Consider the following 26,902-nt stretch of genomic DNA (forward strand, 5'->3'; position numbering starts at 1 on the left):
CTTTTTACCTTTTATATATACCTTCAAAACTGCATACAAGAAATATTTTCTTCATCCTACCTATCACCTTGCTTGGTCATGCCCTCGACCGATTAGTATCAGTCAGCTCCATGCATTACTGTACTTCCACCTCTGACCTATCTACCTCGTCGTCTTCAAGGGGTCTTACTACTTACGTAGGGATATCTCATCTTGAGGGGGGCTTCACGCTTAGATGCCTTCAGCGTTTATCCCGTCCCGGCTTGGCTACTCTGCCATGCACTTGGTATGCAACAGATACACCAGCGGCCAGTCCATCCCGGTCCTCTCGTACTAAGGACAGCTCCTCTCAAATATCCTACGCCCACGCCGGATAGGGACCGAACTGTCTCACGACGTTCTGAACCCAGCTCGCGTACCGCTTTAATGGGCGAACAGCCCAACCCTTGGGACCTACTTCAGCCCCAGGATGCGATGAGCCGACATCGAGGTGCCAAACCACTCCGTCGATGTGAACTCTTGGGAGTGATAAGCCTGTTATCCCCAGGGTAGCTTTTATCCGTTGAGCGATGGCAATCCCACTTTATACCACCGGATCACTAAGTCCTACTTTCGTACCTGCTCCACCCGTCGGTGTCGCAGTCAAGCTCCCTTCTGCCTTTGCACTCTTCGAATGGTTTCCGTCCATTCTGAGGGAACCTTTGAGCGCCTCCGATACCCTTTCGGAGGCGACCGCCCCAGTCAAACTCCCCACCTGACATTGTCCCCCGACCAGTTCATGGTCGCTGGTTAGAAATCCAATACTGCAAGGGTGGTATCCCAACAGCGGCTCTGTGACAACTGGCGTCATCACTTCCTAGCCTCCCACCTATCCTGTACATGCAATACCGAATCCCAGTATCAAGCTGGAGTAAAGCTCCATGGGGTCTTTCCGTCCTGGCGCAGGTAACCAGCATCTTCACTGGTATTTCAATTTCACCGGGTGCATTGTTGAGACAGTGCCCAAATCATTACGCCTTTCGTGCGGGTCGGAACTTACCCGACAAGGAATTTCGCTACCTTAGGACCGTTATAGTTACGGCCGCCGTTTACTGGGGCTTAAATTCAAAGCTTCGCGTTACGCTAACCTCTCCTCTTAACCTTCCAGCACCGGGCAGGCGTCAGCCCATATACTTCACCTTACGGTTTTGCATAGACCTGTGTTTTTGCTAAACAGTTGCTTGGGCCAATTCTCTGCGGCCAGCTCTCGCTGGCACTCCTTCTCCCGAAGTTACGGAGTCATTTTGCCGAGTTCCTTAACAATGCTTCTCCCGTCGGCCTTAGGATTCTCTCCTCATCCACCTGTGTCGGTTTACGGTACGGGCTTAAGTAAAACAATAGCGGCTTTTCTTGACGCACGGCTCACACACTTCCCTACTCTTAATTCGGTCCGCATCACGTCTTCGGATTGATGAACGGATTTGCCTGCTCATCTCCTACCTCGCTTGCACCGGCTTTTCCATTTCCGGCTTGTGCTCTCCACACGTGTCCCCACAGTTCTGTTTACTTAAGGTACAGGAATTTCAACCTGTTGTCCATCGGTTACGTCTTTCGACCTGGCCTTAGGCCCCGACTTACCCAGAGCAGATCAGCTTTACTCTGGAAACCTTAGATATTCGGCCGGAAGGATTCTCACCTTCCTCTCGCTACTCATTCCGGCATTCTCTCTTCTATACAGTCCACAGCTCCTTATCGGTACTGCTTCGTCCCGTATACAATGCTCCTCTACCAATGATCTAGGATCATTCCTGAGCTTCGGCAGTGTGTTTCAGCCCCGGACATTTTCGGCGCAGGACCTCTCGACTAGTGAGCTATTACGCACTCTTTGAATGTATGGCTGCTTCTAAGCCAACATCCTAGTTGTCTTTGAAATCCCACATCCTTTTCCACTTAACACACATTTTGGGGCCTTAGCTGCAGGTCTGGGCTCTTTCCCTTTTGACTGTCCAACTTATCTCGTACAGTCTGACTCCCATACAACATCTACACGGCATTCGGAGTTTGATATTCTTCGGTAAGCTTTGACGCCCCCTAGGAAATTCAGTGCTCTACCTCCGCAAGACTTATATGAGGCTAGCCCTAAAGCTATTTCGAGGAGAACCAGCTATCTCCGGGTTCGATTGGAATTTCTCCCCTATCCACACCTCATCCCCACCCTTTTCAACGGATGTGGGTTCGGTCCTCCATTGCCTTTTACGGCAACTTCAACCTGGACATGGATAGATCACCCGGTTTCGGGTCTGCTCCGACTGACTCATTCGCCCTATTAAGACTTGGTTTCCCTTCGGCTCCACACCTTTGGTGCTTAACCTCGCCAGCCAGCGCAACTCGCCGGACCGTTCTACAAAAAGTACGCGGTTGAGCATATAAAGCTCTTCCACAGCTTGTAAACATATGGTTTCAGGTTCTGTTTCACTCCCCTCCCGGGGTCCTTTTCACCGTTCCTTCACAGTACTATGCGCTATCGGTCACTAAGGAGTATTTAGCCTTACGGGGTGGTCCCCGCGTATTCAGTCAAGGTTCCACGTGTCTCGACCTACTCTGGATACCGCCATGTCAACTCATCTTTCGCTTACGGGGCTTTCACCCTCTCTGGCCGGCTTTCCCAAAACCGTTCTGCTAAATTCGTTGAATCAATTATGCGGTCCGAACCCCGGGATGCACGCATCCCGGTTTGGGCTCTTCCGTTTTCGCTCGCCGCTACTCACAGAATCACATGTTGTTTTCTCTTCCTCCGGCTACTTAGATGTTTCAGTTCACCGGGTTCCCTTCCTTAAGTTATGTATTGGCTTAAGGATACTTGAGGTTTGCTCAAGTGGGTTTCCCCATTCAGATATCTCCGGATCAAAGGATATTTGCTCCTCCCCGAAGCTTTTCGCAGCTTATCACGTCTTTCATCGGCTCTTAGTGCCAAGGCATCCACCATACGCTCTTTCTAGCATGACCAACTTGTTCTCATCCACGGGAATGGATGATCACTACACCGATATAGCGTTATCGGCGTTGGCTTAAGGTCAATTTTATTTACGTCTGTTTTCTTCAGACAGTAATTATTACTCTGTTTATAACAATTACCTCGGATGTCTTGATTAAGATATTTAAAAATCTTATCATTTCTATTTCTTATATGCAATTTTCAAGGTACATAAAGATGTTTTTTCTCCTTAGAGCTTCCACATCTGTTCAATTTTGACTGAATCTTTATCAGTCATTAGAAAACTGAAATCTCATTCTCAACTTCAACTCTCTAATCACTGGTAAAACCAGCTATCATAACAGCACTTCCTTGCTGATAAGGTTGGCACCGATAAGTTGTTGCTCATCTTTTGCCTGTATCTATATGAATCTCCCGAACATTTGCAGCGGATCTGCTTCGTGTTCTTCAATTTTTTATAGCCTGGCGGCCACCTACTCTCCCGCACCGTCTCCAGTGAAGTACCATCGGCCGCTTGAGTCTTAACCATCGTGTTCGGGATGGGAACGGGTGTTACCCTCAAGCGCATCGCCACCAGTAATCATTATTAAGCTTTTGACAGCCTTAATAACTAAACAATAGATAACAACCCTTACTTTATCCGTTTTAGTTGGATTGATTCAGCCGTTTCCACGACTTACTTTTCCAATTCCTTAGAAAGGAGGTGATCCAGCCGCACCTTCCGATACGGCTACCTTGTTACGACTTCACCCCAGTTATCGGTCCCACCTTCGGCAGCTCCCTCCTTACGGTTGGGTCACTGACTTCGGGCGTTACTGACTCCCATGGTGTGACGGGCGGTGTGTACAAGACCCGGGAACGTATTCACCGCAGCATTCTGATCTGCGATTACTAGCGATTCCAGCTTCATGTAGTCGAGTTGCAGACTACAATCCGAACTGAGACGTTATTTTTGAGATTTGCTTACCCTCGCGAGTTCGCGTCTCTTTGTTTACGCCATTGTAGCACGTGTGTAGCCCTGGTTATAAGGGGCATGATGATTTGACGTCATCCCCACCTTCCTCCAGGTTATCCCTGGCAGTCTCTCCAGAGTGCCCAGCTTAACCTGCTGGCTACTGAAGATAGGGGTTGCGCTCGTTGCGGGACTTAACCCAACATCTCACGACACGAGCTGACGACAACCATGCACCACCTGTCACCGATGTTCCGAAGAAAAGCTTCCATTACGAAGCGGTCATCGGGATGTCAAGATCAGGTAAGGTTCTTCGCGTTGCTTCGAATTAAACCACATGCTCCACCGCTTGTGCGGGTCCCCGTCAATTCCTTTGAGTTTCATTCTTGCGAACGTACTCCCCAGGTGGACTGCTTATTGCGTTAGCTGCGGCACCGAATGGCTTTGCCACCCGACACCTAGCAGTCATCGTTTACGGCGTGGACTACCAGGGTATCTAATCCTGTTTGCTCCCCACGCTTTCGAGCCTCAACGTCAGTCATCGTCCAGCAAGCCGCCTTCGCCACTGGTGTTCCTCCTAATATCTACGCATTTCACCGCTACACTAGGAATTCCACTTGCCTCTCCGACACTCTAGCTCAGCAGTTCCAAATGCAGTCCCGGGGTTGAGCCCCGGGCTTTCACATCTGGCTTGCCGTGCCGTCTACGCTCCCTTTACACCCAGTAAATCCGGATAACGCTTGCCCCCTACGTATTACCGCGGCTGCTGGCACGTAGTTAGCCGGGGCTTCTTAGTCAGGTACCGTCATTTTCTTCCCTGCTGATAGAAGTTTACATACCGAAATACTTCATCCTTCACGCGGCGTCGCTGCATCAGAGTTTCCTCCATTGTGCAATATTCCCCACTGCTGCCTCCCGTAGGAGTCTGGGCCGTGTCTCAGTCCCAATGTGGCCGGTCACCCTCTCAGGTCGGCTACTGATCGTCGGCTTGGTAGGCCGTTACCCCACCAACTACCTAATCAGACGCGGGTCCATCTCATACCACCGGAGTTTTTACCACTGTACCATGCGGTACCGTGGTCTTATGCGGTATTAGCAGTCATTTCTAACTGTTATCCCCCTGTATGAGGCAGGTTACCCACGCGTTACTCACCCGTCCGCCGCTCAGTCACAAAAATCTTCATCCGAAGAATCAGACTTAAGTGCTTCGCTCGACTTGCATGTGTTAAGCACGCCGCCAGCGTTCATCCTGAGCCAGGATCAAACTCTCGTTAAATATAATTTGCTTTGCATCTTCGATGCTTAGCAAATTAATTGTTCCTCGGCTCCGCCGATGGAACTTCATTAAGTTCGTTCCAGTTCAAGAAAACTACTAGCTTTCTTATCCCCTTTACTGTTTTAAGGTTCGACATTAAATGTCTGTTCTGAATAATTCTCTTTAGAATTTTCAGGGTTGTTGTCTATTGTTTAATTATCAAGGTTCTTTGTCTTTGCTGTTTGAAACAGCTTATTTAGATTATCATATTCATTGACGTTTGTCAAGAACTTTTTCAATCTTTTTTCGACCAGCTTTTCAGCTGTCCGTCTGCCATCTCTTTCTCAAACATTCGTTTGTCTCAAGCGACAGCTTATTAAGAATATCACAAGCAGTTGTGTTTGTCAACTGTTATTTTATTCTTTTTTTCAGGAACAATTCCCGAAGATTTCTGATTATGATCCGGCATTTCCTGCTTTTCCGTAATCAGTTTCCGCCGTCTTCTGCTTCGACTCTGTTACCTCACGGCCTTGTCTAACGCGACAGCTAGATTAATATACCACAAGGGCGTTTGAATTGTCAACATTGTTTTTATATTTTCTTCAATTCAGACAATTCAGACAACTCTACTTCTATTCCTCATTCTCTTATATACATTTTCACAAAAACAGAGCATAACTCTCTCATAATGAAATGAGTCATGCTCTGTCTAAATTTTCCAGCTGTCTCATAAGTGCATCGCAGACTTTTTTTGCAACTGCCAGCTTATAAGCCAGACGTGTAGGCTGTGGTTCTAATTCCACATAATACGACTCCACTTTACCATCTGTCACAATTGCAAAATATACCCGTCCTGGAACAGATGCATCCGAATTAGCCGGATCTATATTCCCCATCGTACCGGTGACACCAATACCTATATTGGCATTGTATGTTTTCGCACAGGCTTTCGCCATAGCCTCTGCAGTTTCTTTTGAATATACCGTATATTTATCCAGGATTTCTGCCGGAACCCCCTGCATGATCTTGGCTTCATTGCAATAAGTAATAAATGCGCCTTTTAATATAGCTGATGACCCTTCGGTATCGGTAATCAAAGATGCAATCTGCCCTGATGTGGCAGATTCCATCGTCGTGATCGTCATATTCTTCTCTATTAATAATTTTGTCAGATTGTGGTAGTCTTTTCTGATGTCCGACTCATTATAACCATTTGCATTCTTCAATTATTTCACCTTATCTTCTATAATTATTCTAATATAAACTCTTTTTAGGATAATCTTTTCCGATTCTTACGTTCTTTTTTATATTGATACATATCCTGGTCAGCTCTGTCTTTAACCTTAACAATATCCTCTCCGGAAAACGGGGCTGATCCATAGGATACCGTAGGTAAAAATGCAATCTCCCCTCGTTTTTCTTGCAGTCTCTGCAAAAATTCTTGTTTACACCTTCCTTCGTTGCCACCGTTTTTCAGAAGAACACAAAACTCATCACCACCTATACGATAGCAATATCCAAAGTTTGCATAAGATTTTTTGATGCATTCTGCGATTCCTGCAAGACAAAGATCTCCCTGTATATGGCCGTATCGGTCGTTGATCTGTTTGAAATCATCCACATCAAACACGACCAGCACTCCTCCTTTGTACCTCACCCCACCTGTCTGCTTCAGATAGCTGTTCTGGTTCAAAAGCCCTGTAAGTGCATCCAACTGATTCCACATCTCGCTGCAATAGATAAAATACAATACCGATAGCAACGTAACACATAACCAGGTAACATGAAGTTCGGGAAGAGCAACCTGAATGATCGTTTCCGCCATCACGAAAAGAATAAGTGGATAGATCAGAAGTCTGCTGCGATTCTGAAACTCCCTGGCGGTAATGACCGTAGATGCAGAAAGATATAAGATCGCCCCAAAATACATGATGACATATATATAAAAATGCGGACCACGTGAATAAATGTTATCTGCGCTCACAGAAAACACAATTCCACATGGAATCGTAACAAAAAGAAAAATCAAATATCCGATTTCAATACGCACCGCCGTTCTGATCTCACGCCGCAGGGCTGTTTTCCTGTCCAAGACATATACAAGACAGATGCACACAGCCGGTGACAAACCAAAGCCAAGATAGTTAGCAGTAATATTCAGCCAGCGGTACCCCGGAGGCAGACCATCCACTACAAGAGTAATGACTTCCAGTACGGAAATCCCTGCGATCAGAACAAAGGCAAGAAAGAAACCACGCTTTTGTTTTTTGCTAAGCGTTTCACTCAAATATGTGAGAATACACATAAAACATAAAACAAAAAATCAATTGTAGTTAATACACAAAAATATCCGTTCATTGCATACCTTTCCATTTTCTTCTAATTCTGAAACATACTATGAAACATATTTTATTATCCACTACTTTACAGTACCGGTACTATCATATTTACCCAGAACCAGCTCACCGGCATCACAAGCACCATAGCCGGAATCATATCTGCAACCGGGAAATCATGAATCTTTGCAATCCGGAAACCGGTAGCCAGAAGCAGGAAACCACCGCATGCTTTAAAGTCTGCAATCATATCCGGTGTGGTCAGTGGAAAGATAAATTTTGCTGCTGCGAATATAATAAGGAAAATCACGCATTGCGGAATTGCAACCACTGCGATCACCATCCCCAATGTTCCTCCAAAAATCATCGCAGTAAAGAAATCCAGAATCGACTTGGAAATCAGAATCGTATGATCCCCACTCATTCCCGAATCCAACGCACCGTAGATTCCTGTCCCACTGGCGCAGAACAGTACGATAATTGTCACAAGCATGGACATATATTCTTCCCTGGACATAGATTTATTCTTATTCGGGAATAATTTTCCCACCGGTTTCTCCATACAAACCGCTCCACGATTAATCATTCCTCCAAGATTAACAGCCAAACCAAATGCAGTTCCGATAATCACTGCAAAAATAACGGCAGGCATATTTTTCATAAGCCCGATGGAACTAACTCCCATTCCCATTGAGCAGACTCCAAAAATCTTGGTAAGCTCCGAATTAAACTTCTCAGGCAGTTTATGCCCGAGTAATGCCCCGATCACACCGCCGGCGACAACCGACAGGGCATTGATAATAACTCCTATTGGCATAGTTATCCCTCGTCTTTCTAAAAATACAGATACGGTGCAGGGAACCCCCTGCACCGTGAATTTACAATCCAATAATTAGTTTATCACAAACCTTTTTACCATGTAAACTTTTATTTTTCATTATTCTGTTCGAAGTGCGGTCACCGGATCACTCTTGGCAGCTTTCCTTGAAGGAATCAATCCGCCAAGTAAGGTAAGCACCACACTTAAAAGAATCAGTACGATCGCCGGTGCGATTGGAAGGATTGCACTGACCCGGTTATTGTCTGCAAGTGCATGTATCAGCATATTTCCCGGAATCAATATCAAAAGCGTCAGTCCGATACCGATAAGTCCGGCGCAGAGTCCGATGATAAATGTCTCTGCATTAAATACCTGCGAGATATTTCCTTTGGATGCTCCAATGGCTCTTAAAATACCAATCTCTTTCTTTCGTTCCAGTACACTAATATAAGTAATAACTCCAATCATGATCGATGATACGAGCAGGGAAATTGCCACAAATGCAATCAGTACATAGCTGATTGTATTGATAATGGTAGTCACTGATGACATCATCGTTCCTACAATATCCGTATAAGAAATCACCTGTTCTTCTTTTCCCTCATCTTCCATTTTCTGATTATAATGATCCAGAACCTCTACCACTTTTTCTTTGTTATCAAAGTCTTTTGGATAAATGGAAATGGAACTCGGCTGACTGAAATCTGCATATCCCAACTGCTGCAGATTATTATCATAGGAAGCGCTCTGTGTCCCAGACATGGACATCATAAGTTCCGTCAGATCATCTTCCGTCATATTGAACCGGAATGCATTTGCAAATGCATCGGCATTAAAGTTCATAGAGCCTCCCAGTGCTTTTTGCAGATTTTCTCCAATCCGGCTCATGGCAGATGTCATAACCGTTTCAAGTCCACCGGCAAGCTGCGTGGTCACCTGACTCATAGCGGATGTCATCTGTGTACTGATTGCCTGAAAAATGGCACCGGTATATGCACTCATGGCCTGACCCATGTAGCTACTCATGGCCGTGCTGATTTGCTTTTGAAGACTATCCATATTGATTGCCTCAGAAAGTCCCTGATTCAGGCGCCTCTTTCCATCATCCGTCTTTATATAATTCACAAAATTCTCTGCCATCTTTGTCGGATCTGCATAATTCTTTTCCTTTGCATATGCAGTATACCCATCTGCCAGTTCCTTTGCCATAGCTTGCAATGTGTCACTGGAAATGTTGAAATCTATATTTCCAAATATTTCATTGGCCCATTTGTTTACAATTGCATTGGCACGCCCGGTCTGTAGATACTGCTGGAAGTACGTTCCAAATTCCTCTGCACCCGGATTAGCGTTCTGCTCTGTAAGCCAGCTTTGAAAATCACTCATCACACTGGTCAACAGTTCCTTGATCTGCTCCGCTGTAATCGTAATTTCGCCGTTATTTTTCAGAATGTCTTTCAAATATTTCTGAATAATGGTCTTTGCCTGATCGGAAGTCAGATATTCTGCAATCTGATTTCCAAGATTGGAATAATCCGCTTCCGGATGGCTCTTTACATATTCCTGATAACCTTCTGAAAGGCCGGATAACATTTTCTGCATGCCATCCGCATTGACCTGTACATCCAGATTCGCAAGAATATCCCCCAGATTCATCTGTGGCATATTGCCCATGTTGATTTCTACCTGATCCAGATTCACCATACCGGACAAATCCATAGAATTTCCGTCCATCTGAAATGCCTTGGAAAGATCAAGTCCCGACAGATCCATGGAACTTCCAAGATTGTTCATGGCACTGCTGTCAAAACCAAATGCGTTTTTCAGGGCATCCTCATCTATACTGAACAGAGAATTCATGTCAAATCCATTGTTCCCATCTGTATTGCCAAATTCTTCCCCGGTAAATACATTTACATTCGGATTCGCAAGCTGCTGTTTTACAATCTCGCTGCCTTTTGCCTGTTTTGCCACATGATTTACAAGGTCTGCGGTATAGTTAATTCCCGGTGTCAGTGATGAAGCCTTCGCATCTTCGGCTGACTGTACAATTCCCACAATTTTTACATTCTCACCGTCTTCGACCAGTTTTTTCATGTAATCCGCATTGTCAGTTTTGTCTTTCCACACCTGATATTGATCGTCATATTCATAATAATCTGAAGCATTTACCAGTTTAAATGTCTTTCCCAAAATATCATCATAAGTATAAGTTCCAATATTTTCAGGCGTTTTTATCGTCTCTTCGTTGATGAACTGCTTAATCATATCATCGAGTTCAACCTGGTCTCTGAGTCCCAATGTATATAATAAGAAGTCGCTCATAGAACCATCCGGCGTCAGCACAAGAACGCATTCATTATATTTTTTCGGCCATCTTCCGGCTTTTACATCATACTGTCCTTCATAGAGATCCGTATTTTCCGGCATCTCAAAGAACACATTGGTACTCATCATGGAGGACATCAGACTATTCGAACCTGCAGATGCACCAAGTCCCAATGAAGAAAATGACTGATCCGGATTGACCTGACGAACATTGTCACCGTCCTGTCGAAACAACTGCGGCATCACATTGTAAGAATATTCTATTGCTTTTGTATAGTCATGAATCTTAGATTTACCACTGTCCAGATATTTTTTTAAAGCACCAAGGTCATTGGAATCCATCTTTGAAAACATATTGGTGACTACCTGCATGACCTTTACCTTATCTTTATCTTTTCCACTTTTCTTATCATCACTGCTTCCGGGATCCCCATTCATACCCACCATCATGGAAGTGAGATCAAATCCAGTACTTTGTATCTGCAGTGGATATTCAGACAATGTCTCCTCCTCAATGGACCGGATATAAGCGTTGACGCCATTTGAAAGAGCCAGAATCAGTGCAATTCCGATAATTCCAATAGATCCTGCAAAAGAAGTCAGAAGGGTTCTTGCTTTCTTTGTCCTTAAGTTATTAAAACTCAGTGACAATGCCGTCAGAAAAGACATGGAAGATTTCCCCATATTCTTATGCTCCGGCGGTGTCAGATTTTCCTCTTCCACAATATATTCATCTGTGTCCGAACGGATCTTTCCATCTTTCAGATTGACGATCCTGGTCGCATACTGCTCTGCAAGTTCCGGGTTATGTGTGACCATAACGACCAGACGGTCTTTCGCCACCTCTCTAAGAAGATCCATGACCTGCACACTGGTGTCACTGTCCAGTGCTCCTGTCGGCTCATCTGCAAGCAGGATCTCCGGATCATTGACCAGCGCTCTTGTAATTGCAACTCTCTGCATCTGGCCTCCCGACATCTGGTTCGGCTTCTTATGAAGCTGCTGCCCAAGACCCACCTTCTCCAGTGCATCCACTGCACGCTTTCTTCTTTCTTCCTTCCCGACTCCCGAAATTGTCAGTGCCAGCTCAACATTTGCAAGCACCGTCTGATGCGGAATCAGATTGTAGCTTTGGAATACAAAACCAATCGTATGATTACGATACGAATCCCAGTCTCTGTCCTTATATTTTTTTGTGGAAATGCCATTGATGATAAGATCTCCGCTGTCGTAGCGGTCCAGTCCTCCGATAATATTCAGAAGCGTGGTTTTGCCGGAACCACTGGGACCTAAGATTGCTACGAATTCATTATCTCTCAGATTCAGACTCACATCGTCCAGAGCCTTCTGTACCAAGCTTCCCGTCCGGTATTCTTTTTTTATGTGTTGTATTTGAAGCATTTAAATTCTCCTATAAATATAGTATCAGTTTTGAGAATGAGATGACTCTATTCTAATTCCCGTGACATCTTCTCACTGATAGTATGATATATTTCTTCTGTCGCCGAATCATTTTCACCATTTATAACCAATATTTTTCCATCTACACTCATGACTACATATGAATGACAGGACGAATGTGTATAACGGATATAATTTCCATAAACATCATTTCTAAAATTTCCCATAGCATATTTAAAATTTCCCAAACCATTGGTTCTATAATCATTCGAGTTCTGTAATAAATTCTCTTCGTATGAGATACTGTCAATCTGCGTATAGGCTACTGTATAATCGCTCCATCCCTGCGCCTCGATAGTAAAATTGTTATCTTGGAAGTGAATGTCAATACTTCCCCAAAACAAAGTCACTATAATAAATATAATAGTTAAAATTGTTACGATTCCGTACACCACCATTACTTTTTTGTTATACTGAATTTTTAATTTTTCTCCGGTTCCTATCTTTTTCTTATAAAAGAGATAGGAATAAAGAGCACTGATGATTGCGGCTGCCATAATACTTACAATATACAAAACGAGTGCTGCTATGCTTTCTGCAAAAAGACCGCAAAGCATGCACAGAATACTTGATGCCACCCATATCTTTCCACTGAATCTATGCGTTGCATTCCAGTTTTCTTCATCCTGCAATGTCCATACGACCCTGATTCCTATCGTATTGTTCTGTTTTACCTTTGGCAGATAATTTCCTATAACCATAAACATTAAACCTGTTCCATAATAAATCAATGCCATAAATAAATTCTCTGTATCTGCTCCCATGTTGACCAATCTGGCAATACCGTTATAAATCAATGTAATAACAGGTATGATCCATATAGTCATCCCTATAACCTTGCGACTTTGTTGTCTGTTCCTGTTATCATAAAATATGATTGTCACAAGCGCACATTGCATCACTATAAAAAATACATTTAACCACTTACCCTGTATACTCGTAAAACCTACCAGAATCCCTGCAAGAATTACCAGTCCAGAGCTAATTAATGTACCTCTATAATTTTTTATCATTTCCTTCATCGTCCGATGCTCCTTTCAAGTCTGTTATCCACAACATGACATCTTCCAACACGGAAGTGTTTAATTCATAATAAATAAACTTTCCTTCTCTTTGGTTTCGAATCAAATCAGCCTCCTTTAATACTGCCAGATGTCTTGATATAGATGCTCCCGTTACTGAAAAATGTTCGCATATCTCTCCGGCTGAAAGCCGACCATTTTTCAACAAATTCAAAATCTCGCGTCGTATTGGATCAGCCAATGCTTTTAATGTATCTTGTATACCCAAAAATTCATCCCGCCCTCTCATTCAACATTTAACCTAATTGTTAAGTGTATTGTAATTCCAGATGCATTATATGTCAAGAAATAAAAATGAATGCAAAGGAAAAATTAGCCGATTACCAGAGACAGTTTGGTGTGTATGCTGAAGCGAATTCGGAAGTAATGGGGGCTTTCGGTGCTACAGTTACTGCAGAATAGTATTTACAGTTTCACTTTGAAAGACCTATCGTGGATAATGGTTCCACAATAGGTCTTTCTTTTATTATTCCCCGCTGATTGGCGAACCGCAATACTCACACTCGCCCACGGCTCCTCTTTGAATTTTGTTGATACCACCACATCCCTTACATTTTACAGTAATAAGTTCTGCATCTGTCTGTTTGACCGTCTTTGTAAAAGAGGGGTTACCAATCTTCTGATTCATCTGATCCTTTCGAACAAATAACTTTGCCTTGTTATCCACATAAGCATCGTTAAAATATTTCTTTTTACACAATTTTTCAAGATTTCGACGTACTTTATCCTCCGGCTGGCTAAGAATCGCTGCCATATCCGGGATAAATCCATCATTCGAAGCTTCTGCAATCTCTTTATATTCTCGATAAAGCTTTTGCAGACGGAGTGTCTGGATTCCGAGCACAATCAAGATCACCCCGAAAATTCCCAGAACAATGCACATAATCAATCCCGAAATTTCCATATCCGCTGCATATGCCGGATCAGAGAACCATTCTTCCACACAGATTGCTGCAACCAGAAGGAAAAATGTTCCTCCGATAATCCTCACAACTGACAGAATCTTTTTCATGATCAACATTTTATATTTCCTCCCCATCTAATCGTTTTCCACATTCCGGACAGAAACGTAGATTCCCTTCCAGCACAGTTCCACACTGTGTACAGTGTCTCTCTTTGCTTATAAGACGGCTTCCACACTCAGAACAGAACTTTGCATCCGCCAGAACTTCGCTCCCACACTGCGGGCAGAATTTTGATTTTCTATATCCGCCACGCAAATCTATATTCTGTGCCATAGAAGAAAACTGGTTTCCCATCTCTCTTCCAACGCCGAATCCCATTCCAAGTCCCATTCCGGCTCCCATCACAGAACCTGCATCTGCATTCCCGTGACTGACCGCATTTTCCAATGTATCAAAGGATCTCTCCTGTTGATAATTGTAGCCTATAATCTCCATCTCGGCACGCTTGGATAAAGCCTCCTTGAGTTTTCCCACAGACGGATCATCTTCCGGTGTACTGATTTCATTTACATAAAATGAAGTCAGTCCCAGTCCATACTCTTCCATTATCGGACAGATTGTCTCCTTCATATATTGTGAAATTTCATCTATGTACGCATTCATCTCAAGAATACTGATCTTTCTGTGAAGCAGATATGAAGAAATCGTATCCTTTATCTTCGTCACATACAAACTTCTGAAATACTTCGTTACAGTCTCTGCGTCAAAAACATTCATGGTTGTCACAAGTTTTGCCAGAAACTTCACCGAATCTGTTACATGAATTCCAAACGCTCCATTCGAGCGTATCGGAATAAATATTCCATACTTTGGATCCTGGATCTGAATCGGTGTTGGCGTTCCCCACTTAATATCCAGGTAATATCCTTTATTAATATACCATACTTCTGCCTTGAACGGAGATTTCCCGCCAAACGGAAGATTAATAATCTTATTCAGAATCGGAATATTCTTTGTATCCAACGTATGCGTTCCGGGTCCGAACACATCTGCCACACTTCCACCTTTTACAAGCACGGCTTCCTGTGACTGATTAACTACCAGCTGCGACCATGTTCCAAGCTCTTCACCCGGATATTTCCATGCGAAGACATCCGGCCTTCCATTATATTTTATAACATCCATTATTTCCATCTTAAAGTCCCCCACTTTTCTGATTTGCAGCGTCTCACTGCCAGATTCTGTCTGCGTCATACTACAGCAAGCAGCCCCATTCTCATTATATTTATCATATCTTTCCTGGCGAAAGGAGTCAACCTCTGTTTCTTCTTATATATCTTTGGTTTCTACTTTTCGGTTTTTCTGGAATTGTCATTTGTACCAACTGAAGTTCCATAGCCGGATTCATGTAATTTTTGCGAAAAGTTTCCTTTGACTTAAGTCCGAGTTTTTCCATCAAAACAGTGCTTGTATATGGCACTTCGTATTCCATAACATTCAATAATTTTTTTACATATTCTGTTACATGCGTATGCATTTTTTACTTCTTGAATTTCTTTTTGTTCGCCCAATACAAGTTGTCCACTGATAACATCTCTTACCTGACCGATACTCAACGAATTTGCTTCAATTCTCAAAGATGAATAAATGGATCTAATCCTATTGTTCTTTCTTAAATGAGGTTTTGCTTCCAAATTTTTTAATGCACTCATTTTTCCGATTTTCTCCGATATAGATGCAACGCAATCCAACATTGTGTTTGTAATCGTAAACGTTGGAGTATAATCTGCCATAATTTTTCACCTCTCAGCATTTCATCTTGCTTATTATCTTGCGTGTTTTCTTGCTTATTTCTTGCTTAATTATACATAATTTTTTTCAAAAAATTTATAACTTGCTCCTTCCTGTTATCTCTTGTTGTTTCTTGCTGCTTCAAGTATAATGAAATTCATAAAGGAAATAGACGTACAGCATGTGGACTTACCACCCGATAATCCTCATGTTTTGCGATATACAGGGAGGTTATTCTCATGGGGAAACAATCTACAAGAGAAAATAAAACAATTTATCAGATTTGCCGGGAAGAAGCCGGTCTTACCAGATCAGAAGCCAGCGAAAAAATGACTGCTGTTTCTGATTCTAAAATTGAAAAGTTTGAATATGAAATGCAGGAACCCACACCTTACGATATCATCCAGATGGCTGATGCTTACAAGCGCCCGGATCTCTGCAATTATTATTGTTCTCATAAGTGTGAAATCGGACATCGTTATGTCCCGGAAGTCGAAGTTTCTGACTTATCCAATATAATCTTGGAAACCATTGCCAGTCTGAATGAGATTAATCCTCTTACCACACGTCTGATCCAGATTGCCCGTGACGGTAAGATCAGCGATGATGAAATCAAGGATTTTGCTTTTATCAGCAACAAACTGGATGAAATTTCTCTGGCAATAGATTCTCTGAATCTCTGGGTTGACAAAACAGCCGGAGAGCAGGGACTAAACATCGAATTGCTCAGAGAAGAAAAAAAGAAACAAAAATAAGTATGAAAAAACAAGGCAGCAAACCTATTTATGGTCCACTGCCGCTTTCCTTTACATATGCTGTAACTGGTTTATGATGTATTCCGTTCTGCGGATAGCTTCTTCCACCTGATGTCTGGCATTATTGATTCGATCCTGCACCATCCAATCCACAACAAATCCATCAAAAAAATAATCTGCGAAGGATAAGAAATCTCCAGTATTGATCTTCAGATTACAAGCCATGTTCACATCATTTAATTCCCTGCTGAAATTACGAAGATCATATTTCGCCTGTTCCATATTTTGTCTGGCCTGATCCATCTTGGAGTGTTTCAACATCGTAGAAAAGAATCCACCGCCAAACATATCCACCAAGCCCCAATTTTTTGCACTGTTCAGGTTTTCTTCTGCTGTCCGAAGACTACTTAACGCACGTTGTCCTGCTTCAATCGCTTCTCGTTTCTCTTTTTCTATATCATATCCCATAATTTCTTCCCTCCTCGTATTTTTATGAGTTAGATGATATAAGTGCAATGATTCCGCCGATGATCAACAATGGAAATGCAATATAAATCAGTCCGCCAACAACCATTCCTATCAAAATCACCGGGAAAAATACAACTGTACAGAGCAGCTTTAAGATTCCCCAGGATGCTTTTACACCAAATATAAAAAATTTTCCAATAAACCAGATCATGCATATAACAAATAGTAACGATAACATATTCTACTCCTTCTGACTCCTGTTATGATTTGAATCATTCATTTTTTTTGATTGTTTACTTGATATAAACTCAGATGTATTTCTCACACCAATTTTACTACTGAATTCTGGATTCTTCTCTATTTTTTCAATCATCCGAATTAACCTTATTTTCTGTGCTGTATCCATCTGCTCACCTCATTCTAACAGTTCTGCCTTTTGATATTGTCAGTATAACCGGACAACTTTTCAAAATATATACCTAATACAAAGAATTGAACATATGTAATTCTCAATTTTTGAGGAATCTTAAGAAAGACCCAGAGGAAATTCCCTGAGCCTTTTGGTTATATAGCAGTATTTTTTTCAAACAGAATCAACTTAACATACAAATGCACTTTCCTCTTTTGCTTTCCGCAAATCTTTTAACACTGTTCCTATATCTCCCAAAATAGCAATCCCCTTATCTTCAATGAATTCCGGCAAAAACTGATATTCTGAATTTACGGAGATATAATATGCATCTTTCAAGCTGTTTGTCAGTTCCCAAAACGGCTCCTGTATAAACATCGGTGTCATGCGCCCTACTCCAAGTTCTATAAAGAGAATTTTTCTATCTTTGTTCTTTTGAATGTATTTTGAGATTTTCTCATATTCTTCTTCGTATTTTTTCCCTTGCAGAAAATTCCCATATCCTCTTACCCACGGAAACATTTCCGCACCACAATGAGGGCAGCGAGGAATCAGTTCATCCGGCACTATTGTCCCCTCTCCCATAGCCGCAATCATATCTGCCACGGGTTGTACGGCATCCCATGTTTCATCCTGACAACACTGGGAACACTGGAAGAAACGATGATCTCCCTGAATCTCACTGACCTTTTCTTCCGGATAAATTTTTACAAACTGTGTATCCTGATTAGTCGTTAAGATATGAAAGTCCTTTCCCTGCAAGATTCTATCCAAATCCAGATATGGCTCTCTGATAGGGGCATTTTGTGTAGTATTTAAAAAGGTTGCCACATATCCCCAGTGTTCATTTCTTGTAGAAAACCGATGCATCATTCCGCTAAAAGCACCTTTGAATCCATACTTATCTGCAAATTTTCCAAAATGCTCACGAAAAGAAGGGGTATCACTATAATAAAAGTCACCACCTCCAGCCGCTGATAAACCGGATGCTCCGCCTACTATGATACTCTCTGCCTCCTGCACTCTGCGAACAAATTCCTGAATCTGTTCCTCATAAGGAAGTGGTTTTTGTTTGCTCAACACTACAGCAGTACCGCCGGATGCATAGGTACTATAGTGTCTGGAATAGTTCATTTGTGTTTTCATTACCAAATTTTCATAACAGCTCATTTTTTTCATTCTCCTATCTCACAACTGTAATATCTTTAACCATCTTACTTAGTCTATCCTTCCCTTTCTGATTTCCTTTAACGCTACCGTAAGATTACCATCCACACCGATGGATTTTTCTTTGATTTCCTCTGGAATGTAAATTTCGCCCTTGTTAAATGTGATATATCTTGCCTGTGGTTCTACTGCTGCTAGCTGCATCAAAGGAGCTTTAATCATCTGATTTCTCCAACCAATGCCAAATTCCAGAATTACCAGCTTCTTTCCATGTAAATTCTGAATAAATTCTTGATAGCGGGCAGCCTTTTCCTTCCAATTTTTCGTTTCTGTAAACGAGGACATCTCACCCCAATTTACTTCCATATCTCCACCGCATTTTGGACATTTCGGCAGTAACTCTTTGGGTACTCTTCCGTTTACTTCCTCTTCTGTCATGGCGAGAACTGCTTTTTGATTAGGATAGACCTCATCATGACATCTGTTCTTGCACCGCATCTGGGTTAATTTCCCTTCCATTTCAAAAACACGATCTGCCTCAAAACCTGCCGGCACAAAATGATCCTCCGCATTGGAAGTTACTACGAAATATTCTTTATCCTTTACTAGTGCATAGATGTTTTTCATAATCTCACTCGGCTCATCCTGCATAGCTTTTGCCTTAACAAGTCTGCTTACAAACGCCCACTTTTCTTCTACCTTCATTGGCACTGAAAATCCGTGTAAAACACAACACAGTCCGTATTTTTCTCTGAAATCTCCCATATTTTCCTGAAACCATGCGTCATCTGCAAAAATATTATATCCCTCTGCGATAGACAAACCATTACTGGCTCCAATCAAAATACCATCTGCTTCTTTGATGATTTGACTTATCTCTTGATATACATTCATCTTCATCACATTTCCTTTCCCGCTATGTTTTCTTTTAAATCCCGCAGGGTTTCTGCCAAATCTCCTGCTATATAAATGCCTTTGTCTTTTATATGCTCTGGAACTGAAGATTTCTTCTGATTCAGACAAGCATAAAACACCTTTTCATTTTTGTATGTCATTTCCCAAAAAGGAAGTTTAATAATACTGGGTGTCATCTCACCAACCCCCAGCTCCAGCAGTACAACATTCTTATCTGTTCCATTCATGAGATATTTTTTCAGGAAATTCTCATATCGCCTTACACCTTCCCTCCAGTCTTTCCCCTCCAAAAATGTATCATCCCTTACCCAGGGAACCATGATTCTCCCGCACTCATTACATCTTGGCAGAAGCTCGGAAGTAACTCGCAGCTCCCGGATATTTTCGTTCATCCTGCGAATCATTTTTACATTGGAATAAATTTGATCATGGCAAGGCTGACTGCATTGAAGATAGCCGATGTTACCTTGATAATCGCAAATCCTTTCTTTCTGAAAAATCCGTTCAAACTGCATATCTATATTGGTTGTTAAAACAAAGACTTCTTTTTCCGCCACAATATCACGCAGGTCATAGTATGGCTGTCCTGTAGGTGCATCCCACATACTTTGTATGTAACGTGCATAATATGCCCACTGTTGTTCCGGCGATGAATAACAGTAGTAAAAACCGTCAAAAGGAGATTTCAGTCCATACCACTCCTTGAAATCTTGTAAACATTCCTCCATATAGGGTAGTAAAATGTAGCCAGTTCCCCTCATGCGTTGATTTTACTGGGTTTAACTGTATACAAAACTGTGTTTACTGTTACTATCTTTCATTCTTTTCCAAAATAGCTTTGAAGCATAGGCCACATTATTTTCATATATGACACAAAGCTCAGCTCTACTTGTGCTTCATTAAACCATCCAACCATAAAGCTATTTATCTCTTCAAATAATACTTTTGAAAGTTTCTGAATAATAATTGTGTTATCCACTTCTTCAGTATAATCTTTCGCATACATTTTACATATAGAACGCACTCCAAAATAATTATATAGCACACCTACCGTTGTTTTTAATGCTTCAATATCTCTTGGAAAATCTGTTCTATTCATCATATTCACTACTAATTGATGTCTTGAGTTTAGGTAATTCCTAACTGTACTATTACCTATTTCAACATCAACTGTAAATGAAAAATCTTGAGTTTGTATACTATCTGCTCCTAACATTATCATCAATTCAACTTGTGCTGCATGATATTCTGTATAACCAGACAAAGCCATATATTTCCAAGAATCTTGCTTTGCATACATTTCCGTATCTAAAATATGCGTAAATTCATGAAACACAATATACCTTGGTATTTCCGAACTTTTGCATATCCTTAATATATGTTCATCTGTTTTCGTATTATAGTAAGCTTGGGCGGCTGAAGCGAATCCTGCTGCATCGCTTTCCTCAACATTAATTTCAAAAAAATCTATCTTATACTGTGGTAATTTCTCAATTTCCATAAACTCAATATATTCTTTTTCATATTCTTTAATTAAATTTTTAATTTGTATTTCTGTCATATTGTTTTATACCTCATATCAAAGTTAGCATTTCACTTTTAGTATACCATAAAACAATCCCATTCTCATTCTATATATTTTATCCTCAAGGATGAAAAGATGTGTCTGCACACATCTCTTCCATCTTATTATTTTCAATGTTATAAGTTCTTAATAAAATTCAAATCCTGTTTCCGTAATGCCTTCTGTAACTTTTCGTTCTTTCTCTTCAGTTCCTTATTTTCTCTGGTTAGAGCTGCTACCTTCTGGTTCAGCAGTTCAATCTGTTTTTCCATCGCCATGTTCAGAATTTCTCTTCTTGGATCTATCATTCCGGCCTGTTGCTCTACTGCTTGGTTCAATGTATCTCGGACGGTTGGATTTTTATAAAAGAATCCTCTCGACAATCCGGTTTTCTTCATCAGCTTTGGAACACTGATACGTTCTTTATTTGCCAGCATATCTTGTATTGCTTGCAATGCCAGTTCAATTTTCTCTTTACTTTTTCTCTGATTTTCCTCAATCATCTTGTCGTATTTGCTCATATTCTTCACCCCATCCTGCCAGACTCATATATATGATGTCACTCATCATCTGTCTTACTTCTCTGGTTTCGTCTGCCATTCTTTGATTGCTCATTTTCCGGTAATGCTGTACATTATTCAGTCTTTTATGCCCCAATAGTCTCGCTATCGTCCAGTCATCCAGATGCATTTCTGTAAGTTTGACGCCATAGTAGTGCCGGAACATGTGCGTTCCAAACCCGAATAATTCGCCATGATCATCTTTCAACTGCTTTTCCTGTATCATGGACATGACTTTTGTTTTTATAGCCATATACTGCATCGGGCGGTCAGGTTCTTTTTCATTAACAAATATGTATTCTGTATCACCGAACTTTTCCTGTGTATATTCAATAGAACTCTGTAACAGTTTTGCAATCGCTCTGGAAAAAGATATAATTTTTTCAAAATTTCCATATATACTGTTTCCTCAACGCTACGATCATGATGTACTACTACTTCTTTTTGTTGGAAATATTCAATTCGGAATGGCATTCTTGTAATATACTGTTTAACTTCCATGAATTTATAAAAATGACCGATACCGAAAATTCTTTCATTAAATCCCTTTGCCTGTATTCCCCGTTCTCGCAAGCCGTCTGCATACTTTTTTACTTCTACGACAGTTGCATGAATCGCCAGTATCTTTTCTTGTTCCAGCAGTTCAATAAAATTTCTAATACATACAAATCTTCGTACAATCGTGCTGACTGCCTGTCCAGTAATTCCCAGTTCATATTTCATGTATGCCTGTAAAATTTCTCGATTCTGTATTTCCTTGACTTCCATAAAAGAAATGCTAATTAAGGATTTACTTTCGTCTATTCGATGTTTTCCAAGATGTAATCGTTCCAGATACCATACATTTGCTTCCCATTGGATCTGTTCCTGCTGCATAAACGCATCTCTTCTGCATTCACCTAAAATACTTCGTTGACTCGTTTCGGGAAAATTCTTTAAAATAGTTTCCACTTGTTCCATTTCCAGCAATCCAACATCCGTAATATTTAACTGAACACAAGAATCATAAAGAAGTTTTAAAGATTTTAACCTGACATTTCTATAAGCCTTAGACATTGAAGTATTTGCAATGATACGACTCAACGTATAAAAAATTTGTTTCTTTAAAACTTCTGAACAATTTTGTGTAAAATCCCACACCAATAGGTTTGTTTTATAAGAAGTTTCAAAAGTCTCAGCTATTTTCTTTTCCGGATAATACTTCAGAAAATAAATTTTATTTTGATATTTCCATTCATATATCCGCTTTCCATTTAGCGTCTGCATCTGTTGATAGATATGTTGTTGTTTTACCGTATCATATATTTTCAAATAGAAAGATACAATTTGTGATCGTATCTGTCCTCTTAAATATTGTTCATACGAATTTCGCAAAGGATAATCCATTTCTTCCAGATGCCAGATTTTTCTATCCGCCAAGAACTTTTTCAATTTGTTAATTCTTGAATCACTTTTTATTCCAAGTGCATCAATTTCTGAATATAGTTCCTGCTTTTTCTTCTCAATATCTACTTCAGATTCTGTTATGCGTTCTGCCTGTTGCAATAAATATATAGGTATTTCTCACACCTCCCTACTCCAGCAGACGTTCCGCCCCATAAATAGCAGTGTGTTGTGCATAAAACTCATTACTTGCTTCTATCAGTTCATCATCCAGCCAGTCCAGATACTTTATAGTCGTATCCAAATGTTTATGCCCCAATGCCTGACTGATCATCTCCAGTTCCCATCCTGCCTGCTTTCGCATATTTGCAAAATAGTGACGTAACATGTGGGGTGTGATTTTAACTCCCGTTTTCTTTTCCATTCGGTCCAACATATCATATACACTGTCCACTCTTAATGGCTTTCCAATGTTCTCACCCATGATATTCACAAACAGGTAATCCTGATGTTGCAGAATTTTCCGATATTTTGCCAGATAATCCATGAGAAATTCAAACGTATCATTACTTATCTTGGCACTTCTGTATTCCGCATTTTTGGCTCTTGCTTCATTTTCATTATCTTCCCGGAAGCATACCCTTATCATGTGATTCCTATAATCAATATCTTTGACATATTTTACTCCCAGTAGTTCCCCGATTCTGTATCCGGTTTCTGCTAACATAAGCAGCAGAAGCTGATCTCTTCGGTTCGTACAGGCCTGTAAAATTGTAATAATCTGATTTTCTTTTGCTGTTCTCCCACGATGTTCCTCTTCCTTCAGATAGGCTTTAAAAGAATGATTCCGCAGTACCTTTTTTACTCCCACCTGATTAACCGCTATAATCTGGTTATACGATAAGGTTTTGAGACTTCCGTACTGTTCATATTCTGCCTCTATAAATAAATAGAACCTGAACACATCTTTTAAGTATGCGTTGCAGGTTCCTTCATTCGGACACTTCTTTTCTCCAGACGTTTGCTCTGTATGGTTTCCGGCTTTAAGCCAGTATAAAAATTCCACAAAGTATTCTGTCTGTTTTTCATAATCTAACTGATAGACTTCTGTGAGTTCCATTTCTTTCTCTGCCATATATTTCATATAATAGCAGATTGAAAATGCTGTGCGTTTCACTGTATTTGGTGAACGTTTACATTTAATCTTATGCATTAGATATTTACTTGGCAGTTCTTCAATGCTCATTGTTTCCAGATTTCTGATGAAAAAATATTTTTCTGTTCCATCTTTTATCGTTTCCACCTTGTATATCATAAGCTGCCTCCTTTCCTCTAACGCTATACACAGTATACCCACTTCATGCCGAAATAGCTATTCATCAATACCAACAATCCCACCGAAAACGCCCTTGAAATACCACCAAACTTTTCGTGCAAAATCTGCTTTTTCTGTAGCAGAACCACGAACGGTTACAGGTAGTATTCCACGCCTTTCCGGTTTCGGATAAAGTGCTGGACATCTTGATATCTTTTGCCATCTTGCAGCTCGGAAGCGCACACATCACTTCTTCGTGATACCTGCCACCTTCTCCTGCACGCTCGTCTAAAATGGACACGACACAAGTGTCTGTCTCGGTGCGGAGAGCCCGTCCGAATCCCTGTCTTAGTTTTTTCTGCATGTCTGGAACAATCACTGCCTGAATGTAATCTTTCAGATTAGCATATTCCTTCTTCTGTGCTTCGCTGATGGGATCTGGAACAGCAAACGGTAGTTTTACAATAATTAACGAGGATACCATATCTCCGGGGAAGTCCACTCCTTCCCAGCAGGAGCCGGCTGCAAAAAGAACAGCATTATCCATCTGCTTAAATCTTGTGATCTCTTCCGGGGAATGTCTCCACACTTCTATCATCGGGAACGGAATTTCATCCCTTAACATCTGGTAAACGTTTCCCATCAAATGATAAGATGTAAACAGCACCAGCGTATGTCCGTAAGTCGAACAGATCAGCGAATGGATATGCCCTGCTATCATCTCTGCCTCTTCCTGACTTCCTCTTCTGCATTTTTTCAAATCCTTTGGCAGATATAACAGACAGTTTTTCTGATATTCAAACGGGGAGTCTGCCACATATTCCCGGACTCTCCGCACTCTCTGTAATCCTGTCATTTTCCGAATGTGGGAAAATCCCTGTCCGGTTTTTAAAGTTCCGCTTGTAAGAATCGCTCCCATACCTCTGCTCCATAACATCTGATCCAGGTACTGCGGAATCCGTCTGCTGGATGCACACAATATAATCCGGTGGTCATGGTCCTGCTTCAGATGCAGCACATACTTCTTATCCTGATGGAAAAAGCATTCCAGCACACTTCTGGTTTCTTCCAGCTTGTTTCTGATCCACTTCGGAATCTTCTTTTCTAATTTTTCTATGATCTTATTCATGGTCTGTATCCCCTCATATAAATACATTGCACACTCTTCTGTCATGTGGAATTCTTCTTTGATTCCATATCTGGTTCTGTGGTTTTCTCCTATGATGTCCAGCACCATCCGGATCATACCGGACAGTTTTCTTATCTCCGGTCCTTGATATTCTTTTCCAAGATAAAAGCAGATTTCCCGGATATCGTCATAACACAGGCTCTTCCCGAACATCTGCTTTGCTGCATCCGGCAGTTTGTGTGCTTCATCTATAATCAATGCCCGTAATCTTTCAATAACGGGCGGTAATCCTGCAGTCTGTGATAACCATCAGCCAACAGATAATTGTGATTACAGATCTGAATGAACATTTCATTATCTCTGGAACGCTCCAAATACTGCTGATATCTGCACGAACCTCTTTTCGGGCAGTCTCCCGAACAGAACTTCGGTACACTCACCATCCTTCTGTCAAACCCACTTAAGTTGGACACTTCGTCCATATCATAATGTTCTTTCAACGACAACAGCGTTTCTTTCTGCAACGCATTTTTGTTTTTCTCTTCGATTGCAACGATTCGTTGCTCCAACCTCTCATCGCAGACAAAATGCTCTTTCCCTTTTCGTATCACAGCTTTAATGGGGGCCTGAATCGTCCCGTTCTCCTGAAGAATCCGGGAGAGAAAAGGGATATATTCTGTAAGAATTGCTTTCTGGAGTGCAATGCTGGAAGTGGATATCACGACCGGACGCTGCTCATAAGGGGAACATCCTTCTGCAAGGAGGGAATATTTTCTCATCAGAACACAGGCCACCAGATAAGCATACGTCTTGCCGATACCGACACCTGCGTCACACAGTGCTATGTTTCTTCCCAGCAGGTTATCCAGCATTTCGTGGCATAACATAATCTGTTCTTCCCTTACTGCCATTCCATGTTCCGGGAACAGCACACGAAAGATTGTATCAATTTCACGATGTGCTCTTTTTAAATATTCTTTTGTGTAATACATAATTTGTTACCTGATATGCGTGCTGATACCACATCAATACGGCTGTAAAGGATTACTCCCTACAGCCGCATGTATCTGATATCAACGACACATTCTTCCTTGATTTCTTATACTTTTGTTTTTTGGCGTTGTATTTGTCCTCGACTCCCCCATTGCCTTACGGGAACATTACAGGCGGATGCTTGGCATTGCACCGCTCATGGATTTTCTAAAGGTCTTGCTGATTACAACCCAAAGTCCATCCTCTGCTCACTGGCAGTTCCTATGTATCATTATCCCCTCGTAAGTGATCCTCGCAAAAGACCGCCACGATCCTGTTTCAGTTAAAGCTGATTCGCTCGAAACAAAAACACCAGCAAAGA

General features: G+C 41.4%; 20 protein-coding genes, 3 rRNA genes and 2 pseudogenes. 1 reads left to right on the forward strand and 24 read right to left on the reverse strand.

Annotated features, from left to right (window positions below):
- Window positions 1–72: 72 nt before the first annotated feature.
- From NKF87_RS12385 to NKF87_RS12440, 13 genes are all read right to left on the reverse strand, one after another.
- Window positions 73–2,964, reverse strand: a 23S ribosomal RNA gene (locus tag NKF87_RS12385).
- Between the two features lie 449 nt (window positions 2,965–3,413).
- Window positions 3,414–3,531 (reverse strand): 5S ribosomal RNA (gene rrf / locus NKF87_RS12390).
- 118 nt (window positions 3,532–3,649) lie between these two features.
- A 16S ribosomal RNA gene (locus NKF87_RS12395) occupies window positions 3,650–5,181 on the reverse strand.
- Together the 16S, 23S and 5S rRNA genes form the textbook arrangement of a ribosomal RNA operon.
- Window positions 5,182–5,858: 677 nt before the next feature.
- On the reverse strand, window positions 5,859–6,386 hold the full coding sequence (locus NKF87_RS12400; RefSeq protein ID WP_055282023.1) for a CinA family protein: 528 nt from the start codon (window positions 6,384–6,386) through the stop codon (window positions 5,859–5,861).
- Window positions 6,387–6,430: 44 nt separating this feature from the next.
- Window positions 6,431–7,447 (reverse strand): GGDEF domain-containing protein, encoded by a 1,017-nt coding sequence (locus NKF87_RS12405; protein WP_242998858.1) that lies wholly within the window; start codon window positions 7,445–7,447, stop codon window positions 6,431–6,433.
- A 137-nt stretch (window positions 7,448–7,584) separates the two neighbouring features.
- Complete coding sequence (locus NKF87_RS12410) at window positions 7,585–8,313, reverse strand: DUF554 domain-containing protein (RefSeq protein ID WP_117597542.1); 729 nt, start codon at window positions 8,311–8,313, stop codon at window positions 7,585–7,587.
- 120 nt (window positions 8,314–8,433) lie between these two features.
- Window positions 8,434–12,045 carry an ABC transporter ATP-binding protein/permease gene (locus tag NKF87_RS12415; RefSeq protein WP_253583630.1) on the reverse strand — a complete coding sequence of 1,204 codons (3,612 nt, stop codon included), beginning with the start codon at window positions 12,043–12,045 and terminating at the stop codon, window positions 8,434–8,436.
- A gap of 47 nt (window positions 12,046–12,092) precedes the next feature.
- The gene (locus tag NKF87_RS12420) at window positions 12,093–12,932 is read right to left on the reverse strand and encodes an SdpI family protein (protein WP_253583632.1); all 840 of its coding nucleotides are present in this window, start codon (window positions 12,930–12,932) and stop codon (window positions 12,093–12,095) included.
- A gap of 169 nt (window positions 12,933–13,101) precedes the next feature.
- Window positions 13,102–13,416 carry an autorepressor SdpR family transcription factor gene (locus NKF87_RS12425; RefSeq protein WP_117992070.1) on the reverse strand — a complete coding sequence of 105 codons (315 nt, stop codon included), beginning with the start codon at window positions 13,414–13,416 and terminating at the stop codon, window positions 13,102–13,104.
- Window positions 13,417–13,653: 237 nt separating this feature from the next.
- On the reverse strand, window positions 13,654–14,208 hold the full coding sequence (locus NKF87_RS12430; protein WP_253583633.1) for a hypothetical protein: 555 nt from the start codon (window positions 14,206–14,208) through the stop codon (window positions 13,654–13,656).
- 1 nt (window position 14,209) lies between these two features.
- Entirely contained in the window at window positions 14,210–15,286 is a 1,077-nt protein-coding gene (locus NKF87_RS12435) for an SPFH domain-containing protein (RefSeq protein WP_253583635.1), read from the reverse strand.
- 118 nt (window positions 15,287–15,404) lie between these two features.
- Window positions 15,405–15,629: a Fic family protein gene (locus NKF87_RS14510; protein ID WP_334294258.1), complete on the reverse strand. Its 225-nt coding sequence runs from the start codon at window positions 15,627–15,629 to the stop codon at window positions 15,405–15,407.
- The gene (locus NKF87_RS12440; protein WP_227097836.1) at window positions 15,529–15,885 is read right to left on the reverse strand and encodes a hypothetical protein; all 357 of its coding nucleotides are present in this window, start codon (window positions 15,883–15,885) and stop codon (window positions 15,529–15,531) included. The genes NKF87_RS14510 and NKF87_RS12440 overlap by 101 nt, the downstream gene beginning before the upstream one ends.
- Window positions 15,886–16,122: 237 nt before the next feature.
- Here NKF87_RS12440 and NKF87_RS12445 point away from each other — a divergent pair, with 237 nt between their 5' ends.
- Complete coding sequence (locus NKF87_RS12445; RefSeq protein ID WP_028087387.1) at window positions 16,123–16,638, forward strand: helix-turn-helix domain-containing protein; 516 nt, start codon at window positions 16,123–16,125, stop codon at window positions 16,636–16,638.
- A 51-nt stretch (window positions 16,639–16,689) separates the two neighbouring features.
- On the opposite strand, the gene NKF87_RS12450 is transcribed toward NKF87_RS12445, so the two are convergent.
- The 11 genes and pseudogenes from NKF87_RS12450 to NKF87_RS14515 form a co-directional block, all read right to left on the reverse strand.
- A complete protein-coding gene (locus NKF87_RS12450) occupies window positions 16,690–17,106 on the reverse strand; it encodes a hypothetical protein (protein WP_055195465.1) in 417 nt (138 codons plus the stop codon).
- 22 nt (window positions 17,107–17,128) lie between these two features.
- The gene (locus tag NKF87_RS12455; protein ID WP_055182629.1) at window positions 17,129–17,344 is read right to left on the reverse strand and encodes a hypothetical protein; all 216 of its coding nucleotides are present in this window, start codon (window positions 17,342–17,344) and stop codon (window positions 17,129–17,131) included.
- Window positions 17,345–17,347: 3 nt separating this feature from the next.
- On the reverse strand, window positions 17,348–17,512 hold the full coding sequence (locus NKF87_RS12460; RefSeq protein ID WP_181978337.1) for a hypothetical protein: 165 nt from the start codon (window positions 17,510–17,512) through the stop codon (window positions 17,348–17,350).
- Window positions 17,513–17,704: 192 nt separating this feature from the next.
- Entirely contained in the window at window positions 17,705–18,685 is a 981-nt protein-coding gene (locus NKF87_RS12465; RefSeq protein ID WP_242998860.1) for an NAD-dependent protein deacetylase, read from the reverse strand.
- Window positions 18,686–18,733: 48 nt separating this feature from the next.
- The gene (locus NKF87_RS12470) at window positions 18,734–19,576 is read right to left on the reverse strand and encodes an NAD-dependent protein deacetylase, SIR2 family (protein WP_253583637.1); all 843 of its coding nucleotides are present in this window, start codon (window positions 19,574–19,576) and stop codon (window positions 18,734–18,736) included.
- 5 nt (window positions 19,577–19,581) lie between these two features.
- On the reverse strand, window positions 19,582–19,824 hold the full coding sequence (locus NKF87_RS12475; RefSeq protein WP_253583639.1) for a hypothetical protein: 243 nt from the start codon (window positions 19,822–19,824) through the stop codon (window positions 19,582–19,584).
- Between the two features lie 590 nt (window positions 19,825–20,414).
- Window positions 20,415–21,158, reverse strand: a complete 744-nt coding sequence (locus NKF87_RS12480) for a hypothetical protein (RefSeq protein ID WP_006426953.1) — start codon at window positions 21,156–21,158, stop codon at window positions 20,415–20,417.
- A gap of 140 nt (window positions 21,159–21,298) precedes the next feature.
- Window positions 21,299–21,682: a DUF6262 family protein gene (locus tag NKF87_RS12485; RefSeq protein ID WP_055261959.1), complete on the reverse strand. Its 384-nt coding sequence runs from the start codon at window positions 21,680–21,682 to the stop codon at window positions 21,299–21,301.
- Window positions 21,657–22,088 (reverse strand): annotated as a pseudogene (locus tag NKF87_RS12490) (tyrosine-type recombinase/integrase); the annotation flags it as partial. The pseudogene NKF87_RS12490 and the gene NKF87_RS12485, both read right to left, overlap by 26 nt.
- A 1,206-nt stretch (window positions 22,089–23,294) precedes the next feature.
- Window positions 23,295–24,419: a tyrosine-type recombinase/integrase gene (locus tag NKF87_RS12495; protein WP_055215247.1), complete on the reverse strand. Its 1,125-nt coding sequence runs from the start codon at window positions 24,417–24,419 to the stop codon at window positions 23,295–23,297.
- Window positions 24,420–24,574: 155 nt separating this feature from the next.
- Window positions 24,575–26,540, reverse strand: a pseudogene (locus NKF87_RS14515) (ATP-dependent DNA helicase).
- Between the last annotated feature and the right edge of the window lie 362 nt (window positions 26,541–26,902).

The sequence above is a fragment of the Dorea longicatena genome (genome assembly GCF_024168045.1).
Lineage (GTDB): Bacteria > Bacillota > Clostridia > Lachnospirales > Lachnospiraceae > Dorea_A.

Bases quoted from the DNA above. Each gene is read 5' to 3' on its own strand.
- NKF87_RS12410 (WP_117597542.1), bottom strand. From the start codon at position 8,313: ATGCCAATAGGAGTTATTATCAATGCCCTGTCGGTTGTCGCCGGCGGT.
- NKF87_RS12415 (WP_253583630.1), bottom strand. From the start codon at position 12,045: ATGCTTCAAATACAACACATAAAAAAAGAATACCGGACGGGAAGCTTG.
- NKF87_RS12420 (WP_253583632.1), bottom strand. From the start codon at position 12,932: ATGACTATATGGATCATACCTGTTATTACATTGATTTATAACGGTATT.
- NKF87_RS12425 (WP_117992070.1), bottom strand. From the start codon at position 13,416: ATGAGAGGGCGGGATGAATTTTTGGGTATACAAGATACATTAAAAGCA.
- NKF87_RS12430 (WP_253583633.1), bottom strand. From the start codon at position 14,208: ATGTTGATCATGAAAAAGATTCTGTCAGTTGTGAGGATTATCGGAGGA.
- NKF87_RS12435 (WP_253583635.1), bottom strand. From the start codon at position 15,286: ATGGAAATAATGGATGTTATAAAATATAATGGAAGGCCGGATGTCTTC.
- NKF87_RS14510 (WP_334294258.1), bottom strand. From the start codon at position 15,629: ATGCATACGCATGTAACAGAATATGTAAAAAAATTATTGAATGTTATG.
- NKF87_RS12440 (WP_227097836.1), bottom strand. From the start codon at position 15,885: ATGGCAGATTATACTCCAACGTTTACGATTACAAACACAATGTTGGAT.
- NKF87_RS12445 (WP_028087387.1), top strand. From the start codon at position 16,123: ATGGGGAAACAATCTACAAGAGAAAATAAAACAATTTATCAGATTTGC.
- NKF87_RS12450 (WP_055195465.1), bottom strand. From the start codon at position 17,106: ATGGGATATGATATAGAAAAAGAGAAACGAGAAGCGATTGAAGCAGGA.
- NKF87_RS12455 (WP_055182629.1), bottom strand. From the start codon at position 17,344: ATGTTATCGTTACTATTTGTTATATGCATGATCTGGTTTATTGGAAAA.
- NKF87_RS12460 (WP_181978337.1), bottom strand. From the start codon at position 17,512: ATGGATACAGCACAGAAAATAAGGTTAATTCGGATGATTGAAAAAATA.
- NKF87_RS12465 (WP_242998860.1), bottom strand. From the start codon at position 18,685: ATGAGCTGTTATGAAAATTTGGTAATGAAAACACAAATGAACTATTCC.
- NKF87_RS12470 (WP_253583637.1), bottom strand. From the start codon at position 19,576: ATGAATGTATATCAAGAGATAAGTCAAATCATCAAAGAAGCAGATGGT.
- NKF87_RS12475 (WP_253583639.1), bottom strand. From the start codon at position 19,824: ATGAATGGAACAGATAAGAATGTTGTACTGCTGGAGCTGGGGGTTGGT.
- NKF87_RS12480 (WP_006426953.1), bottom strand. From the start codon at position 21,158: ATGACAGAAATACAAATTAAAAATTTAATTAAAGAATATGAAAAAGAA.
- NKF87_RS12485 (WP_055261959.1), bottom strand. From the start codon at position 21,682: ATGAGCAAATACGACAAGATGATTGAGGAAAATCAGAGAAAAAGTAAA.
- NKF87_RS12495 (WP_055215247.1), bottom strand. From the start codon at position 24,419: ATGATATACAAGGTGGAAACGATAAAAGATGGAACAGAAAAATATTTT.